16 protein-coding genes and 2 CRISPR repeat arrays are annotated in these 17,073 nt (G+C 67.8%); of the genes, 8 read left to right on the top strand and 8 right to left on the bottom strand.

What is annotated here, in order from left to right:
* Positions 1–455: a CRISPR direct-repeat array (repeat unit 28 nt; unit sequence GTGCTCCCCGCGTATGCGGGGGTGATCC).
* Positions 456–920: 465 nt separating this feature from the next.
* The 8 genes from SREC43747_RS0108185 (at position 921) to cas2e (ending at position 10,067) form a co-directional block, all read left to right on the top strand.
* Positions 921–3,773, top strand: a complete 2,853-nt coding sequence (locus SREC43747_RS0108185; protein WP_029720685.1) for a CRISPR-associated helicase/endonuclease Cas3 — start codon at positions 921–923, stop codon at positions 3,771–3,773.
* A 77-nt stretch (positions 3,774–3,850) separates the two neighbouring features.
* A complete protein-coding gene (gene casA / locus SREC43747_RS0108190; RefSeq protein WP_029720686.1) occupies positions 3,851–5,530 on the top strand; it encodes a type I-E CRISPR-associated protein Cse1/CasA in 1,680 nt (559 codons plus the stop codon).
* Positions 5,527–6,156 (top strand): type I-E CRISPR-associated protein Cse2/CasB, encoded by a 630-nt coding sequence (gene casB / locus SREC43747_RS0108195; protein WP_051387870.1) that lies wholly within the window; start codon positions 5,527–5,529, stop codon positions 6,154–6,156. The genes casA and casB overlap by 4 nt, the downstream gene beginning before the upstream one ends.
* Entirely contained in the window at positions 6,149–7,306 is a 1,158-nt protein-coding gene (gene cas7e, locus SREC43747_RS0108200) for a type I-E CRISPR-associated protein Cas7/Cse4/CasC (protein WP_029720688.1), read from the top strand. The genes casB and cas7e overlap by 8 nt, the downstream gene beginning before the upstream one ends.
* A complete protein-coding gene (cas5e, locus tag SREC43747_RS0108205) occupies positions 7,303–8,028 on the top strand; it encodes a type I-E CRISPR-associated protein Cas5/CasD (protein WP_029720689.1) in 726 nt (241 codons plus the stop codon). Before cas7e ends, cas5e begins: the two co-directional genes overlap by 4 nt.
* A 1-nt stretch (position 8,029) precedes the next feature.
* Positions 8,030–8,704 (top strand): type I-E CRISPR-associated protein Cas6/Cse3/CasE, encoded by a 675-nt coding sequence (cas6e, locus tag SREC43747_RS0108210; protein ID WP_029720690.1) that lies wholly within the window; start codon positions 8,030–8,032, stop codon positions 8,702–8,704.
* Positions 8,701–9,651 (top strand): type I-E CRISPR-associated endonuclease Cas1e, encoded by a 951-nt coding sequence (gene cas1e, locus SREC43747_RS0108215; protein WP_029720691.1) that lies wholly within the window; start codon positions 8,701–8,703, stop codon positions 9,649–9,651. Before cas6e ends, cas1e begins: the two co-directional genes overlap by 4 nt.
* Positions 9,648–10,067 (top strand): type I-E CRISPR-associated endoribonuclease Cas2e, encoded by a 420-nt coding sequence (cas2e, locus tag SREC43747_RS19695; RefSeq protein ID WP_037331606.1) that lies wholly within the window; start codon positions 9,648–9,650, stop codon positions 10,065–10,067. The genes cas1e and cas2e overlap by 4 nt, the downstream gene beginning before the upstream one ends.
* 124 nt (positions 10,068–10,191) lie before the next feature.
* Positions 10,192–10,645: a CRISPR direct-repeat array (repeat unit 28 nt; unit sequence GTGCTCCCCGCGCACGCGGGGATGATCC).
* Between the two features lie 78 nt (positions 10,646–10,723).
* On the opposite strand, the gene SREC43747_RS0108225 is transcribed toward cas2e, so the two are convergent.
* The 8 genes from SREC43747_RS0108225 to SREC43747_RS0108260 all read right to left on the bottom strand — a co-directional run bounded on the left by SREC43747_RS0108225 (position 10,724) and on the right by SREC43747_RS0108260 (position 16,918).
* Positions 10,724–11,485, bottom strand: a complete 762-nt coding sequence (locus tag SREC43747_RS0108225; RefSeq protein ID WP_029720693.1) for an urease accessory protein UreD — start codon at positions 11,483–11,485, stop codon at positions 10,724–10,726.
* A complete protein-coding gene (ureG, locus tag SREC43747_RS0108230; RefSeq protein ID WP_029720694.1) occupies positions 11,482–12,192 on the bottom strand; it encodes an urease accessory protein UreG in 711 nt (236 codons plus the stop codon). The genes SREC43747_RS0108225 and ureG overlap by 4 nt, the downstream gene beginning before the upstream one ends.
* Complete coding sequence (locus SREC43747_RS0108235; RefSeq protein WP_029720695.1) at positions 12,182–12,874, bottom strand: urease accessory protein UreF; 693 nt, start codon at positions 12,872–12,874, stop codon at positions 12,182–12,184. The genes ureG and SREC43747_RS0108235 overlap by 11 nt, the downstream gene beginning before the upstream one ends.
* A gap of 24 nt (positions 12,875–12,898) precedes the next feature.
* On the bottom strand, positions 12,899–14,611 hold the full coding sequence (locus SREC43747_RS0108240) for an urease subunit alpha (protein WP_029720696.1): 1,713 nt from the start codon (positions 14,609–14,611) through the stop codon (positions 12,899–12,901).
* An 8-nt stretch (positions 14,612–14,619) separates the two neighbouring features.
* A complete protein-coding gene (locus SREC43747_RS0108245; protein ID WP_029720697.1) occupies positions 14,620–14,985 on the bottom strand; it encodes an urease subunit beta in 366 nt (121 codons plus the stop codon).
* Positions 14,986–15,095: 110 nt separating this feature from the next.
* Positions 15,096–15,398 carry an urease subunit gamma gene (locus SREC43747_RS0108250; protein WP_029720699.1) on the bottom strand — a complete coding sequence of 101 codons (303 nt, stop codon included), beginning with the start codon at positions 15,396–15,398 and terminating at the stop codon, positions 15,096–15,098.
* Between the two features lie 168 nt (positions 15,399–15,566).
* A complete protein-coding gene (locus SREC43747_RS0108255; RefSeq protein ID WP_029720700.1) occupies positions 15,567–16,172 on the bottom strand; it encodes a class I SAM-dependent methyltransferase in 606 nt (201 codons plus the stop codon).
* A 38-nt stretch (positions 16,173–16,210) separates the two neighbouring features.
* Positions 16,211–16,918 carry a TetR/AcrR family transcriptional regulator gene (locus SREC43747_RS0108260; RefSeq protein WP_236623091.1) on the bottom strand — a complete coding sequence of 236 codons (708 nt, stop codon included), beginning with the start codon at positions 16,916–16,918 and terminating at the stop codon, positions 16,211–16,213.
* Between the last annotated feature and the right edge of the window lie 155 nt (positions 16,919–17,073).

Consider the following 17,073-nt stretch of genomic DNA (forward strand, 5'->3'; position numbering starts at 1 on the left):
GTGCTCCCCGCGTATGCGGGGGTGATCCGGAAGCCGCGGTCCCCGTTGATATAGGTCCACAGTGCTCCCCGCGTATGCGGGGGTGATCCTTTGGTGAGCGAGGGGGCCTCTTGCCCCTTAACGTGCTCCCCGCGTATGCGGGGGTGATCCGGCGATCAACGACACCCACGGGCACCGCTTCGGGTGCTCCCCGCGTATGCGGGGGTGATCCTGCAGGCGACAAGGCGCAGCAAGGGCGACCCCAGTGCTCCCCGCGTATGCGGGGGTGATCCACCAGCGCAGCAGCCGCCCGTCGTCGATGACCGGTGCTCCCCGCGTATGCGGGGGTGATCCGACTTCTGACCGGCTCCGCTGGGCGTAAAGGTGGTGCTCCCCGCGTATGCGGGGGTGATCCAAGGTATGCCTCTGCTGCAGATCCAACCAAGATGTGCTCCCCGCGTATGCGGGGGTGATCCCAGCACCGCCACCCACGCTGCCCAGTTCGCACCGTGCTCCCCGCGTGTGCGGGAGGGGGTGAGCCGTCGGTGGTCAGCCACCGACGGCTGGACTCGCCGTGCTCCCCACGGTCGCGGGGGATATCTCCCTTCACGAGCAGATTGAGACCCCCTAATTGGCGAGGTTTTTGTCCTTTTAGTCCTAATAGCCTTGAATGCGGGTGTCTGTTCAGGGGTCGGGGTAGGTCTGTCTTGCTGCTCCGAGGCCCAATGTGCGAGAAGCGCTTGATCAACTCTTCAGGGTCGATTACCTTTCGTGATCGCGCGATTGCTGAATCTGCTAGTTGTCCATGGGGGTTCGGTTTCATCTGGGGTGCCTGGGGGATCGGGGAGAGCTCTTTGTCGGTGCTCTGTGCTCAACTCCGAACAGGAATGCCACCGCGGTGGGGCAGATGGTTCGCGAGCACGATGAGGTAAGGAAGAAGATTGGAGTTGAGCGAAGCGGCCCGTTCGGTGTGGGCGAAGTCGACCGCTCGGGACGGGAGTTGGTTGCCGCTGTGGCAGCACATGGACGACTCCGCGGACATCGCAGGGCTGTTGTTCGACCAGTGGCTAGCTCCCCGGATCGTCCAGCTGTTCGCCGACGAGTTCGGTGGTGACGTCGCAGCCGCTCGTGCGGCCGTGACCTTCCTGGCTGGCGCGCATGACCTGGGCAAGGCGACGCCGGCTTTCGCCGTGCAGGACCAGAGGCTCGCGCAGCTGATGCGGGACCAGGGCCTGTACATGCCGCTGCGGAAAGCTGATCTTCCCGACCGGGAAATCGTTCACCACTCCCTCGCCGGGCACCACCTACTGGTCAGATGGCTGGTCGAGCAGGGCTGGCGCAGAAGAACAGCTAGGGCGTGGGGCGTGGTTCTGGGCGGCCACCACGGGGTACCGCCTGACACTGGCTCCGAAGCTGACACGAGGCCGAAGCTCTACCCGAGCCTGTATGGCGAGGGCCGCTGGAAGGAAGTCCAGCGCGAACTGATCGAGCGAACAGCTCGCCGTTCCGGGGCGGACCGGTGGCTTTCCGAGTGGCGGGACGTTCCGCTCTCGGCGCGTTTCCAAGTGCTGGTCACCGGGTTGGTGATCGTCTCCGACTGGATCGCCAGCAACGAGGACCTGATGCCGTTCCTGACCGGCCAGCTCCCGGAAGTCTCCAACAGCAGTGAACGAGGTTCGCGCGCGTTCGAGCAGCTCCGACTGCCGAAACCTTGGCGGCCGTCCGAGGCCTGCGAAGACGTGACCGAACTGTTCCGGTCCCGGTTCGACCTCCCGGACGAGGCGAAACCGCGGCCGGTGCAGCACGCTGCCTGCGCGGTGGCCCGCTCCACGCCAGAACCAGGGATGTTGATCATCGAAGCCCCCATGGGGGAAGGCAAAACCGAGGCCGCGCTCGCTGCTGCCGAGATGATGGCGGCCCGGTGGGGCTTGGGCGGGGTGATGGTCGCGCTGCCCACCCAGGCCACGAGCGACGCGATGTTCAACCGCGTGGTCGACTGGCTGGACGCGATGGGATCCACTGACCAGGAGGTTGGCGGGTCGATCACGCTCAGCCACGGCAAAGCCCGGTTCAACCGGCTTTTCCAAGGACTGGTGCGCGCGGGGCGGCTGGCCGAAATCGGACGGGACGAGCAATCGGAGTGCGATGGGGAACAGGACCGCGTGCCGCACGCGGTCGTCGCGCACTCGTGGCTGTCGGGGCGGAAGAAGTCCCAGTTGGCGAACTTCACGGTCGGCACGATCGACCAATTGCTGTTCGCTGGCTTGAAATCGCGGCACCTGATGCTCCGCCACCTCGGATTGGCGGGCAAGGTGGTCGTCCTGGACGAGGTCCACGCCTACGACGCCTACATGAACTCGTACTTGACCAAAGTCCTCACGTGGTTGGGCACGTACGGCGTCCCGGTCATCGCCCTGTCGGCGACCCTCCCCGCCGATCGACGCCGCGCCCTGCTGGAGGCGTACCAGCGGGGACGCAGCACCGCCGTGCAAGAACCAGATCGCGGCATCGAAGCCGCCGATGTCGAGGGCGACATCGGCTACCCCGTCCTCGTGTGGAGCGAAGGCCCGCAGGTGAAGACCGAGGTGGTCGAGCCTTCCGGCCGCCGCACCGAGGTGGCGATCGACGTGCTCGGCGGCGACGTCGACGACGACCTCGACGAGCTGGTCGCTCTCCTGCGCGACGCGCTGTCCGACGGCGGTTGTGCCGTTGTCGTGCGCAACACCGTTTCCCGGGTGCTGCACACCGCTAGGCGACTGGAGGAGGAGTTCCCCGGCGAGATCGAGATCGCCCACTCCCGGTTCATCGCGGCGGACCGGATGCGCAAGGACGAGCGGCTGCTCGAGCAATTCGGTCCACCGAAGCACGCCGCGCGACGCCCCGGGCGCCGCATCGTGGTCGCTTCACAGGTGATCGAGCAATCGCTCGACGTCGACTTCGACCTGCTGGTGACCGATCTCGCCCCGATCGACCTCGTACTGCAACGCCTGGGCCGGTTGCATCGCCACCAACGAGGCGAGAACCAGCACGACAGGCCGCCGAAACTGCGTTCCGCACGCGCCTACCTGGCCGGGGTCGACTTCTCCCGAACACCACCGGAATTCGAAGACAACTCCGCCCGCTACATCTACGGCAAGTACTGGCTGTTCAGGTCAGCTGCTGTGCTCCAGCCGCTCCTGGGGAGCAGCATCACGCTGCCCGACGACATCGCCCCGCTCGTCCAAGACGCCTACGGCGCCGCTGAGGTGAGCCCACCGCAGTGGCAGGAAGCGGTCACCGAGAGCTGGAAGCACTGGTGCGCCCAGGTCGCGGAACGCGAGGACAAGGCCAGCAAGTTCCAGATCACTGACCCAACCAACCCAGGGGAAGCCATTTTGGGGTGGCTGCGCGCCAATGTGGGTGAGGCGGACGACGAATCGCAAGGACAGGGCCAAGTGCGCGACGGTGTGCCCACTCTCGAAGCGATACTCGTCCAGCACGACGCATCCGGACGCTGGTTCACCCCCGGTTGGTTGTCGGAAGGCGCAGCGCTCGAGGTTCCTCGCGAGGAAACCCCTTCCGAAGACCTCGCCCGGGTCATGGCCTCGTGCTCACTGCGTCTTCCGCCGAACTTCAGCAACGCTGATGCGGAAGAAGAGCTCTGGAAGGCCACGCCAGAAGCGTGGGAACAGTCGCCGCTCATCTACCGCCTGCCGGTTCTCCTCGTCGACGAAGACGGCTGGGGGCAGATCGGTGACCAACGGATTCGCTACACACCTGAGACGGGTCTGGAAGTGTTCGGCAGTGACAGCTGAGTTCCTCCATGGTTTTCCGGATGCCAGTGAGCTGGCATTCCAGCGCACTGCATTCCCCGAGCACGAATGGATTAGCGATGTCAGCTGAGGTCGGATTCAATCTTCTCGACGAGCCGTGGATCGTCGTGCTCGAGCCCGACGGCCGTGAACGGCAAGTTTCGATCCTGGGGGCGTTCGAGCAGGCCCAGCAGCTCGGCACGATCGCGGGTGAGGTGCCCACCCAAGCGTTCGCGATCACGCGGCTGCTGCTGGCCTTCCTGCACCGCGCGATCGACGGACCGCAGGACCAGGACGAGTGGGAACAGCTGTGGGAGGCTGACGAGCTCCCGCTGGAGCAGATCCGCGAATACGCCCAACGCGTGCGGTCCAGGTTCGATCTGTTCCACCCGGACACCCCTTTCTTCCAGGTCGCGGATCTGCGGACCGAGAAGGACGAAGTTTCCGGGCTCGAGAAGATCGTCGCGGACGTGCCCAACGGGGAGCCGTACTTCACCACGCGCTCAGCCGCCAGCCTGCGGTGCATCGAGGCGGCCGAGGCCGCGCGGTGGCTCGTGCACGTGCACGCCTTCGACCCTTCCGGCATCAAATCCGGTGCCGTGGGGGACCCGAGGGTCAAGCGCGGCAAGGGATATCCGATCGGTCCTGGATGGTCCGGGCAGATCGGTGGTGTGCTGCCGCAAGGCAGGAACCTCCGGGAGACGCTGCTGCTCAACCTCATCTCCTACGACGTCGAAAGCTACGTCCGCATCGGTGAGCGCGATGATGTGCCGCCGTGGGAACGCGACCCGGACGGCCCGGAAGGACGGGAACGTTCACCCCGCGGAGCCATCGACCTGTACACGTGGCAGACCCGCCGCGTGCGGCTCGTGGGTGACCGGAACGGGGTCACCGGGGTGGTCTTGGCCAATGGAGACCCGATTCAACCCCGGAACCAACACGATTGCGACCCGCACACCACCTGGCGCTACAGCGATCCGCAGAGCAAGAAACTCAAAACCACGGTCTACATGCCGCAGACGCACGACCCGAACCGAGCGGTGTGGCGGGGGCTTCCCGCCATGCTCCCCTCGATCTACGGACGCAGGATCAGCAGGGGCAAACCCGAGCATCTGGCACCTGGTGTGCTGCAGTGGATCGGCGATCTGGCATCCGAGGAACACCTGCCGGAAGACTACGTTCCCCGCGTCCGGGTGCTCGGCGTGGAGTACGGCGCGCAAAGCGCCACCTACAGCGAAATCATCGACGACGTCCTACCCCTGTCGGTGGTGCTGCTGCGGCAAGACCGGCCTGCCGCGGGGCAAGCGGCCAAAGAAGCGGTGTCCGACGCCGAAAAAGCGGGGACAGCGATCTGGAGCCTCGCTGAAAACCTCGCACAAGCTGGGGGAGCCGAGCCCAGATCCGGTGCAGGGGACCGTGCACGAGAACAGCTCTACGCCGCCCTCGAGGCGCCCTACCGGGACTGGTTGGCCGAGTTCGGCCCCGACCGCGACCTCCTCGGTGCTCGTGCCGAGTGGCAGCAGACCGTCAAATCCGCCGCCTACGCAATTGCTGGCGAACTGGTCGAAGCCGCACCGCCGGCGGCGTGGAGCGGGCGAACCATCAAGAAGCAGACTGACGGCAAGAAGAGAGAGCGAGCCACAGAGGAACAGGTCATCAACGTCGCGCTGGCGAACCTGTGGTTCAGGGCCGCTCTCAGGAAAGCACTTCCCCTCGCCCACCCCAGCTCGGAGAGCACAGCACAGGAGGCAGCGGTATGAACTCGGCGAACACCGCGTCGAAAACAGCCGAGGACGCCAACACGAAGTTCGCAAAGGCTCTAGAACAGCGGTTCACCAGGCTGCAGGACGAATATTTGCAAGGCGAGCCGTCGGCGAAAGCAACACTCGCCCAACTGCGCCGCGGGCTGGGCAAGCCGGTGGGAAGCAGCCCCAAAGCTTGGGAACTCACCGTAAAAGCGGTTCCTGACGAACTGGGCGGAAATCCCCACTGGCCGTCCCGAGAAGAACAAGCCGCCTACGCGGCGTTCACGCTGTACGCGCTGCACCAGCAGTCGCTCACCACCGGGGCGCACGAGCGCGGAGTGTCCTTCGGCAAGGCCGTGCAGCGTCTGCGGTCGACCTGGAGCGAGGCGGCCGTGACCCGCAGGTTCACAGCCGTCTCCACCGCCGAAACCATCGACGAAGTGCTGGTCCACATGAGAGGCCTGGTTTCCCAGTTCCGCGCAGCACAGCAAAGCCTCGACTACGTGCGACTGGCCTTCGATCTCAGGGATCTGTTGAAGCCTGCTCGAGCTGCGAGCGTGCGGTTGGCCTGGGGGCGCGACTTCTACCGCACGGAAAAAGACGACGACAACAACCCCGCCGGAGGTATCACCAATGAGTAAGGACGAGAACCGCACCCTGATCGACATCCACATCCTGCAAACCGTCCCGCCCAGCAACCTCAACCGGGACGACACGGGCAGCCCGAAAACGGCGATCTACGGTGGGGTGCGTCGCTCGCGGGTCTCCAGCCAAGCGTGGAAGCGCGCTGCTCGAGAAGCTTTCAAGTCCTACTTGGATGAATCCGAGCTCGGCACGCGCACCAAGCGCGTTGTCGACTTGTTGGCCGAAGAGATCGTTGACCAAGCTCCGGAGCTCGAGGAGCGAGCATCGGAACTGGCTTCTTCGACGTTCGAGACTATTGGCATCAAGCTGGAGAAACCGAAGAAGGACGAATCTCAGGAGGAGAAGGAGGACGCGACCCTTCAATCCAAATACCTGCTCTTCCTCAGCCGCCGGCAGATCCAGAACCTCGCGAGTGCAGCGATCGGGGCTGCGGGCGCTGACGATGTGAAGAAAGCGCTCAGGGCAGCCAAGGTCAAAGATCTGGCCAACCGCGACCACTCCGTCGACATCGCGCTGTTCGGTCGCATGGTCGCCGACCAAACCGACATCAACGTCGACGCCGCAGCCCAGGTGGCGCACGCGATCAGCGTGCACTCGGTGGAAACCGAATTCGACTACTACACCGCGGTGGACGATCGCCTCGACGACGACGAGACCGGTGCGGGGATGATCGGCACCGTCGAGTTCAACTCCGCCACGCTCTACCGCTACGCCGCGGTCGATGTGAACCGGCTGGCCGACAACCTCGGTGACGCGCTCGCCACCCGCAGAGCGGTGGAGGCGTTCCTCCAGGCGTTCGTGCGCTCGATGCCTTCCGGGAAGCAGAACAGCTTCGCCCACCGCACCCTGCCGGAGGCGGTGGTGGTGGTGGTTCGGGAGAGCCAGCCCATCAACCTCGTGGGGGCGTTCGAGAAGCCGATCCGGGAGTTGGAGCGGAAGGGGCGGGTCAAGCGGGCAGCGGAAGAGCTGTGCAACGAGGCCCAGGAAATCGAGCGGGCCTACGGCGAGAAGCCGATCAGCAGCTGGGTCACCCGAGTCGGGACGGACACGGACAGCCTCGACGAGCTGGGGGCGAACGTGCCGTTGGACGAAATGGTGACCCAACTCGGTGAGCTGGTTGAAACGCGGCTCGGAGAGCAGTCATGAGCGTGGTCGCGTTCCGGTTGGCCGGGCCGCTGCAGTCGTGGGGCGTGCGGAGTCGGTTCGTGCGGCGGGAGACCGAGATGGCCCCCACGAAAAGCGGGGTGCTCGGCATGGTCGCGGCCGCCAAAGGACTCCGCCGCACCGATCCGCTGGACGAGATGCTGGGGTTGCGGTTCGGAGTGCGCATCGATCAACCCGGGAAGCTGCTCCGGGACTTCCAAACCGCGCAGCGCCCCAAGCGGGAGAAGGACGGCAGCACCAGCTGGAAAGCACTGCCGCTGTCCTACCGGTACTACGTCTCCGACGCCGTGTACGTGGCGGTTTTGGAAGGCGATCGGGAACTCGTCGAAGGGATCGACGAGGCGGTGCGTTCCCCGGAATTCCCGCTCTACCTCGGCAGGAGGTCCTGCCCTCCGGCGGGTCCGGTGGCGTTGGGGTTCTTCGACGGGACCGTGGAGGAAGCTCTCGCGAACCTGCCCTGGATGGCGAGCGCTGAGCACCAACGGCGACATCGGAGCAAGACCGTTCGTTTGAGCACCGTGTGCGATGTGCCTCCAGGTGGATCGAGCGGGGAACTGGTGCGCGATGTTCCGGTGAGTTTCGACCCGAACCGGAGGCAGTACGCCTGGCGTGCGGTCGCGCGCGGAACCGTGGAGATCGAGAACCCTCATGGCAATGCCGAAGCCAGCGAGGAGCACGATCCGATGGCGGCCCTGGGAGGATGAGGTGTTCCTGACGAAGATGCCGCTCAACCCGCGGCGGCGCGGAACGGGAAAGCTGCTGGGCTCGCCGCAGGCCATGCACGCTGCAGTGCTGGCGGGGTTCGCCGACGCCCGGCCGACCGGGGAAGGGCGGATCCTGTGGCGGCTGGACAGCGGACAGCACCGGCTCGTGCTCTACACCGTCAGCCCGGAAAAACCCGATTTCACGCACCTCGTCGAGCAAGCCGGCTGGCCCACGACCGAAACCTGGGACACCCGGGACTACGGCGTCCTGCTGGACTCCCTGCGGCCAGGACAGCGCTGGCATTTCCGGCTCACGGCGAACCCGGTGCATTCCGCGCGCAAGGAGGACTGGCACACCACGAAACCGATCGGGCACGTCACGGTGAAGCAGCAGGAGCAGTGGCTGCTCGATCGGGCCCCGCGGCTGGGGTTCCGCATTCCTCCCGTCAAGGGTGACAACGGTGGGCTCGATCTGGCGGTGGTCGAGCGGAAAACCCACCGCTTCCCGAAGCGAGGCCACCTGGTCACCATCTCCACGGCCACTTTCGAAGGCCATCTGGAGATCACCGATGCCGAGGCGCTGCGCCGCACCCTCACGTTCGGGGTCGGGCGGGCCAAGGCGTACGGGTGCGGCTTGCTCACTTTGGCGCCGCCGCTGAGGGACGCTCCGGCATGACGTCCATCGGATGGCGGCCGACCCAGCCACGGGAACTCGTTCGCGCAGTGGATCGCATATCGTTCCTCTACCTGGAGCGGTGCACCGTCAACCGGGATAGCAATGCGATCACCGCGGCCGACGAGCGGGGCACTGTTCACATTCCGGCAGCGTCCGTCGGTGTGCTGCTGTTGGGGCCGGGAACGACGATTTCCCACCAGGCCATCGCGCTCATGTCGGACAGCGGGTCCACCGTGGTGTGGGTCGGTGAGCGGGGAGTGCGGTACTACGCGCACGGGACCCCGCCGGCCCGCTCGTCCCGCCTCCTGGAAGCGCAAGCCGAGGCGGTCACGAACCGGAGAGCGAGGTTGCGCGTCGCACGCGCGATGTACGAGATGCGCTTCCCAGGGGAGGACGTTTCCCAGCTCACGATGCAGCAGCTGCGGGGCAGGGAAGGAGCCCGGGTTCGCCGCGTCTACCGGGAGCATTCCGAAAGAACAGGGGTCCCGTGGACGAAACGCAACTACGACGTGGAGGACTGGGAGGCCGGTGACCCGGTCAACCAGGCGCTTTCCGCAGCGAATTCCGCGCTGTACGGAATCGTGCACTCGGTGATCGTCGCCCTCGGGTGCTCACCGGCGTTGGGCTTCATCCACACCGGACACCACCGGTCGTTCGTCTACGACATCGCGGACTTGTACAAGGCGGAGTTGACGATCCCGGTCGCTTTCGACGTCGCGAGCGAGCAGGTGGCGGACATCGGTGGGGAAACTCGCCGGTTGCTCAGGGACGTCCTGCACAAGGGCAAACTGCTGGAGCGCTGTGCGCGGGACATCCAGCGCCTGCTGCTGCCAGGTGCGGGTGACGGCGATCCCGGCGACGGGTACCTCGAGGTCGATGTCATCTCGTTGTGGGACGAGCGCGAAGGTTGCGTGCCCGGCGGGGTGTCCTACGGCGGTGAGCTGTGACTGTGCTCGTGCTCACCGCCGTTCCACCTGGGCTGCGCGGACACTTGACCCGGTGGCTGCTGGAAATCAGCCCCGGGGTTTTCGTCGGGCACATCTCCGCTCGGGTGCGGGAGGAGATGTGGCGACGCGTCGTCGAATTCGTGGGTGACGGGCGAGCGATCATGGTGCACTCGAAGCACGGTGAGCAGCGGCTTGCCTTCCAGGTCCACGGGCACGACTGGACCCCGGTCGATCACGACGGTGTCGTGCTCATGCGCCGCCCGGCGGGTTCGGAGCATGTTTCCGACGAGTACACCGCCGGTGCGGCTCCCTCATTCAGGCGGTGGAAACCACCGGGCTCCAGCCGCGCTTCGGGCATCAGCTCCGAAGCCGTGTGGAAACGCCGCGAGAAACGGCGGAAGTTCAAACGCAAGTAGAGCTCGTGCGGACGGCGGGAGGAGGTGACCGCGCGAAGCGATGCCGAAGCGGCAGGCTGACTGGCAGAGGCACAAAGTGAAGCTGTTTTGCGGTGCGGGCTGATATATTCGCTGGTCATCAAGTGTGCTCCCCGCGCACGCGGGGATGATCCCCGATTGCTGTGTCGGTACCTGACGGAGATGTAGTGCTCCCCGCGCACGCGGGGATGATCCGTTCGTTCCACGGGCGTGCGTCTCCCAAGTGTGTGCTCCCCGCGCACGCGGGGATGATCCGTGGTGTCGGTTCGGAGAGCGCCTGCCGGTGCTGTGCTCCCCGCGCACGCGGGGATGATCCGGCTGTCGAGCCCATTGCCTCCGCCCGCACCGAGTGCTCCCCGCGCACGCGGGGATGATCCAGAGCTGGGGTGTGACGGCTACGTCCGGGCCATGTGCTCCCCGCGCACGCGGGGATGATCCCCACATTCGCCCGGCCCGCCCCGTACAGGAGGCGTGCTCCCCGCGTATGCGGGGATGATCCGGTTTTCAGCCACGGCACGTGGTTGCGGTACTGGTGCTCCCCGCGTATGCGGGGATGATCCGTTGTGCGACAAGGGAAGAAGGCGGCTGTTGCCGTGCTCCTCGTGCACGCAGGGGATGGGCCAGCACCACCACGTCGTTCACCATTGCTGGCTTTGGAGTTCCTCGGCGTTCGGGTGGTGGGCGATGGCTTCGGCGAGTCGTCGTTCGGCGGTGGGCGCGTCGGCGGCCAGCGCGCTGGCCATCGCTCCGCCCTTGGCGAGGGGCACGAGCGACCACCACTGCCCGCTCGACGACTCGACCGGATCGTCGTCCCACACCACGGTTTCGGTGGCGATCACCCGCACCCCAGCGAGACGCTCGACGCTCGTCTGCGGCCCGCCGATGTCCAACCGCTGCCGCAGCAGCGGTGCACCCTCCCGCGAGAACCGGGTCGTGCTCACCACCGACCCCGGCTGCTCGCCGTGCCGGCCGAGCACCAGCGTCTCCCGGCAGCGCGCCCGGGCGTCCGACGACAGTTCGACGAGCAGATCCGCCCGGTGATCAGCACGCGAACTGACCACCGCGGGCTGCGGCAAGTACTCCACCACGCCCCCGTCCGACACCTCGATGGTCACAGTGGACGTGCTGCGACCGGGGTGCTGGCCGGGGAGCACGATGCTCGCGGCGGTGCCGAGCAGTCGGAGCCGCGCCCCGGCACCCACGTGCACCCGCAGGTCGACCCGGTCCCCGCCGAGCGGTGAGAGCGCCGAGCTCACCAGGTGCACGATCGCGGTCCCGTCCGGGCTCGGCACCGCGCCGCGCCGCGGCACCAGCGTCAACGGCGGCTGCGACCGGAGCTCGCGCACCACGGTCCGCCCGCCGGAGCCCCGTTCGACGCGCAGCAGCGCGGTCGCCCTCATCTGTTGCTCGCGTGGGCCTTGAGCTGTTCGCGCACCCACGAGGTCACCTCGGGCGCGTTCGGGGTGCGGGTGAGCGACTGGGTGATCACCGGCAGATCGCCGCGCATCCGGTGCGCGTCGGAGATCATGACCTCCATGTTCGCGCCGACCTGCTCGGCCAGGTCCACCTTGTTGATCACCAGCAGGTCGGCGGTGGTGACGCCCGGCCCGCCCTTGCGGGGCACCTTGTCCCCGCCGGCCACGTCGACGACGAAGATCTGCTTGTCGGCCAAGCCCCTGCTGAACAGGGCGGTCAGGTTGTCGCCGCCGCTTTCCACGATGATCAGCTCCAGTCCCGGGTGGCGTTCGGTGAGCCGTTCCACGGCGTCGAGGTTGGCGGTGATGTCGTCGCGGATCGCGGTGTGCGGGCAGGCGCCGGTTTGCACCGCTTCGATCCGGTCGGGCTCGAGGACCCCGTTGTTGCGCAGGAAGTCCGCGTCTTCGGTGGTGTAGATGTCGTTGGTCACCACGGCCAAGTTGATCTCCTGCCCGAGGGCGCGGCACAGGGCGGCGGTCGTCGCGGTTTTGCCGCTGCCGACCGGTCCGCCGATGCCGAGCCGGAACGGGCGGTCCTGGCGCGGGCTCGCCGGGTGCGGGTCCGGTTCGGCGGCGGTGGGGTCGAAGTTGACGGGGTGGTGGTGGCCGTGGCCGTGTTCTTCAGGACGCAAAGAGACGCACCTCTTTCCGGTGGTGGTGGGCGTGTGCTTCGGCGAGCAGGTCGAGCGCGGGTGAGCCGGGGGCGGACAGGTCGGCCGGTGCTGCTCCCGCGGTGGCGGCGGCCTGGTCGGCGATCCGGTCCAGTTCCTCGGCCAGCCCGGTGACCGCGGCGTTGACGTCGAACGGGTTCAGCCCGAGCAGCCGCACCGCGGCGGACGAGGACCCGCTGACGGCCAGGTAGCCGGCGGCCAGGGCGGCTTCTCGCGGCCCGGCACCGCCCACGGCGGCCAGCGCGCCGAGCGCGATCGGGTGGTGCGGCCGCGGGGTCGCGGCCACCAACTCGTCGAGCAGCGGGGAGGGCCAGGCGGTCCTGCCGGCGCGCAGCAGGCCTTGGCCTTGGGCGCGGGAGGCTTCCCGCTGGGCGGGGGAGGGGGTGCGGGCGTCGAGTTCGACGTCCAACTCCCGCCAGTGTCCGCTGTGGACTCCGCGGGTGGTGGCGTGCGCTGCTGCGGCGGCGAACACCGCTTGCAGGGCGCCCGCGGTGCGCAACCGCCCGCGCAGGAATGCGCGCAGTTCGGCGACGGCGCTGATCAGGCCGCGCGACGCGGCTTCCTCGACACCTCCGGAGTGCACGTGCCCGCCGCCGGGGAACCGGGCGTCGGCCAGCGCCAGCACGGCGAGACCAGCGCGCACGGGCTTCACCTCCCTTCCCGCGGCTCAGAACAGCGAATAGCGCTGCGCCATCGGCACTTCCGACACCGGGGCGGGTTCGACCAGCTCCCCGTCGATGCGCACGGCGAAGCTGTCGGGGTCGACTTCGATGTCCGGGGTGGCCGAGTTGTGCAGCATGTGCTCCTTGGTGACCCCGCGGGTGTCGGTGATGGCCTCCAGGCGGGAGGTGAGCTCGAGCCGCTCGGGCAGGCCGTCGTCCAGGGCGGCTTGGGCCACGAAGAACGCGCTGCTGGTGGCGGCGGCGCGCGGCTGGGCTCCCCACATCGGGCGGGCGCAGTAGGGCTGGGGGGTGGGGATCGACGCGTTGGCGTCGCCCATCTGCGCCCAGGCCGCGAACCCGCCTTTGAGCACCAGGTGCGGGCGCACGCCGAAGAACTGCGGTTCCCACAGCACCAGGTCGGCGAGTTTGCCGACTTCGACGGAGCCGACGAGGTGGTCGATGCCGTGGGCGATGGCCGGGTTGATCGTGTACTTGGCGACGTAGCGCTGGGCGCGGTGGTTGTCGGCGGGGCCGTCGCCGGGCAGCGGGCCGCGGCGGTGCTTCATCGCGTGCGCGGTCTGCCAGGTGCGGATGACGACTTCGCCGATGCGGCCCATGGCTTGGGCGTCCGAGCTGATCATCGAGATCGCGCCCATGTCGTGCAGGACGTCTTCGGCGGCGATCGTGGTGGGGCGGATGCGGCTTTCGGCGAACGCGAGGTCTTCGGGCACCGCCGGGTTGAGGTGGTGGCACACCACGAGCATGTCGAGGTGCTCGTCGATGGTGTTCGCGGTGTGCGGGCGCGTCGGGTTGGTCGACGACGGCAGCACGTTGGGCTCGCCGGTGACGCGGATGATGTCCGGGGCGTGCCCGCCGCCGGCGCCTTCGGCGTGGTAGGCGTTGATCGAGCGCCCGTTGATCGCGGCGAGGGTGGATTCCAGGAAGCCGCTTTCGTTGAGCGTGTCGGTGTGGATGGCGACCTGCACCCCGAACTCTTCGGCGCAGCGCAGCGCGGTGTCGATGGCCGCGGGGGTGCAGCCCCAGTCCTCGTGCAGCTTCAAGCCGCCGGCGCCGGCGCGGATCTGCTCCGCGAGCGCTTCGCCGCGCGCGGTGTTTCCCTTGCCGAGCAGCAGCACGTTGACCGGCAGCAGGTCGAAGGCCTCCAGCATGCGGGCGATGTTCCAGGCGCCCGGGGTGACGGTGGTGGCTTTGCTGCCTTCGGCCGGGCCGGTGCCGCCGCCGATGAGCGTGGTCAGCCCGGAGGCCAGCGCGGTGGAGACCTGTTGGGGGCAGATGAAGTGCACGTGGCAGTCGATGCCGCCGGCGGTGAGGATCTTGCCGTTGCCGGCGATGATCTCGGTGGAGGGCCCGATCACCAGGTCGGGGTCGACGTGGGGGTCCACGTCCGGGTTGCCGGCTTTGCCGATGCCGGTGATCCGGCCGTCGCGGATGCCGATGTCGGCTTTGACGACGCCCCAGTGGTCCAGGACCACCGCGCCGGTGATGACCACGTCCGGGGCGCCTTCGGCGCGGGTGGCCACCGACTGGCCCATGGATTCGCGCACGACCTTGCCGCCGCCGAAGACGACTTCGTCGCCGGAGCCGCCGGGGCCTCGGCTGCGGTCTTCGGTGACTTCGACGAACAGGTCGGTGTCGGCGAGCCGGATGCGGTCGCCGGTGGTCGGCCCGAACAGTTCGACGTATTGGCTGCGGTCCATCGAGGTGCTCACCGGTTGCCCTCGCCCCTTTCGCCGTAGTGGGGGTCTTGCGGGTGGTGGTCGCGCTGGTCGAGCTCACCGGCGTGTTCCGGGCGCAGCCCGGGGATGCGGCGTCGACCACCGACGGGCACCAGGTCGACTTCCCGTTCCACGCCCGGTTCGAAGCGCACCGCGGTGCCTGCCGGGACGTCGAGCCGGTGCCCCCAGGCGGCGGCCCGGTCGAAGTCCAGCGCGGGGTTCACCGCGGCGAAGTGGTAGTGGGAGCCGACCTGCACGGCGCGGTCGGCGCGGTTGACGACGGTGATTCGGACGCGTTTCCGCCCCGGGTTGAGCGGGACCGGTTCTTCGGCGGGGATGATTTCTCCCGGACGCATGGCAGCTCCCTGGTGACCGGTGCCGGCCGCTGCGCTCCCGCGATGTCGCGTGGGACCCAGTGGCCCGCGGTTTTCCTCGGCGAGGCGGAACACCGCCGCGCAGCGCGGTTTCACGCGATGGGGTCGTGGACGGTGACGAGTTTGGTGCCGTCGGGGAAGGTGGCCTCGACCTGCACGTCGCGGATCATGTCGGGGACGCCGTCGAGGACCTGGTCGGCGGTGAGCACTTGGCGGCCGCTGCGCATCAGCTCGGCGACCGATCGGCCGTTCCGCGCCCCTTCGACGACGTGGTCGGTGATCAGGGCCACGGCTTCGGGGTAGTTCAGTTTGAGACCGCGGTCCAGCCGGTCACGCGCGAGCCGGGCCGCCACGTGGACGAGGAGTTTGTCGCGCTCGTGAAGGGCGAGGTGCATGCGACTTCTCTAGCACGGGTTCGGCGGGGCGCGACCGGAGAATTCCGGGGTTTTACGCGGGGAAACCGAAGCGTCACAACTGCTTTCCCGGAATTTTCCAAGGGCGGCGCGGCTGCACGGCGGGGTTCCGCGGCGGCCGCCGGGAGGTGGTGCCGCCGCGGTCGGGGGTCACGCCGGGCGCAGCAGGGCCACCAGGAAGTCCGAGTCGTCGGTGAACGGGCGCAGGTCCCAAGTGGACAACAGCAGGTCGGGTTCGAACCCGGCGTTCCTGGCGTCGGCCAGGAATTCGTCGAACTCGTAGCCGCGGCCGGCGCCGAACCCGATCGCGGCCCGCCCCTGCTCGGCCAGGTGGTTGCGCAGCCGGCGCAGCACTTCGCCGCGGGTGCTGGGGGCGAGGAACGGCATCACGTTGCCGGCGCAGACGACCGCGTCGAACGGTTCGGTGATGCCCAGCGCGGGCAGGTCGAGTTCGGCCAGGTCGCCCACGATCCAGCGGGGCCCGGGGTGGTCTTGTTCGGCGGCTTCGACCAGCACCGGGTCGACGTCGACCCCGACCACGTGGTGCCCGGCTTCCGCGAGGGCGCCACCGACCCGGCCGGGGCCGCAGCCGGCGTCCAGGATGCGGGCGTGGCGCGGCACCATGGCGTCCACCAGGCGGGCTTCCCCGGCGAGGTCTTCTCCGGCGCGGGCCATGGCGCGGAACCGCTCGACGTACCAGGTGGAGTGCCCGGGGTTGGCGGCGACCTTCTGCATCCAGCGACTCTGTTCGGCCATGCCCGCATTCTCCCCGAAGAGGGGCGGGGCACCCCGGGTCAAGCGTCCGGCTGCTGGGGCGGGCTGAGCTCGGTGAGCCTGTCCACCAGGGACGGCAGGGTGCGCATCATCTCGTCGCGCACGGCGCCTTCGGGGTCGTCGGTGCCGGAGAGGATGGCGTTCACCATCGCGGATTCGAACTGGTTGAGCAGCATCCGCGTCAGGTGGGCGGAGTCGACCACGAACCGCAGCCCCACCGATGCCATGGCGGTGTCGATGAGTTCGGCCAGCTGGTTCTGGAAGGTTCGGATGGTTTCCAGGAACTTCGGGGCGACTTGCGGGTTGCGCATCGCCAGCAGCCGGAACTCGATGTTGAGCAGGCACCACTGCCGTTCCTGCGGTTGGAAGGACAGGATGTCGGCGATCACTTCCTCGATCAGTTCGGGGCCGGGTTTGCTGGTGGGGCGCCCGAGGGTGGCCACGATCTCGTCGAACCGCTTTCGCAGCATGGCCAGTCGCAGCCGGTTCTCCCGCTCGGCCAGGGCGAGGAACAGCTCTTCCTTGCTGGCGAAGTTGGAGTAGAACGCTCCCCGGGTGAAGCCGGCGTCGTCGGTGATCGCCTCGATGGACGTGCCGTTGATGCCGTGCTGGCAGAACTGCCGGTAGGCGGCGTTCATCAGCCGCTCCCGGGTTTTGGCTCGGCGGGCGGTTTCCCGCGTGCCGCTGCCGGTCGCGCTGTCGGCGGCCGACCTGGTCCTGCTGATCACTCGAAGTTACCTCCTGTGGCGGCATTGTCCGGGTTCTGTGACCGTGCGCACCCGCCGGGAACAACATGAATTTTATTCGATACGATCCTGTATCGAATACACCAACGTATCCGATACGACTTCGTATTCTCCCGTACAGCACACATCGGCATCGT

It is taken from the genome of Saccharopolyspora rectivirgula DSM 43747 (assembly GCF_000497205.1).
In the GTDB taxonomy this organism is placed as follows: Bacteria; Actinomycetota; Actinomycetes; order Mycobacteriales; family Pseudonocardiaceae; genus Saccharopolyspora; species Saccharopolyspora rectivirgula.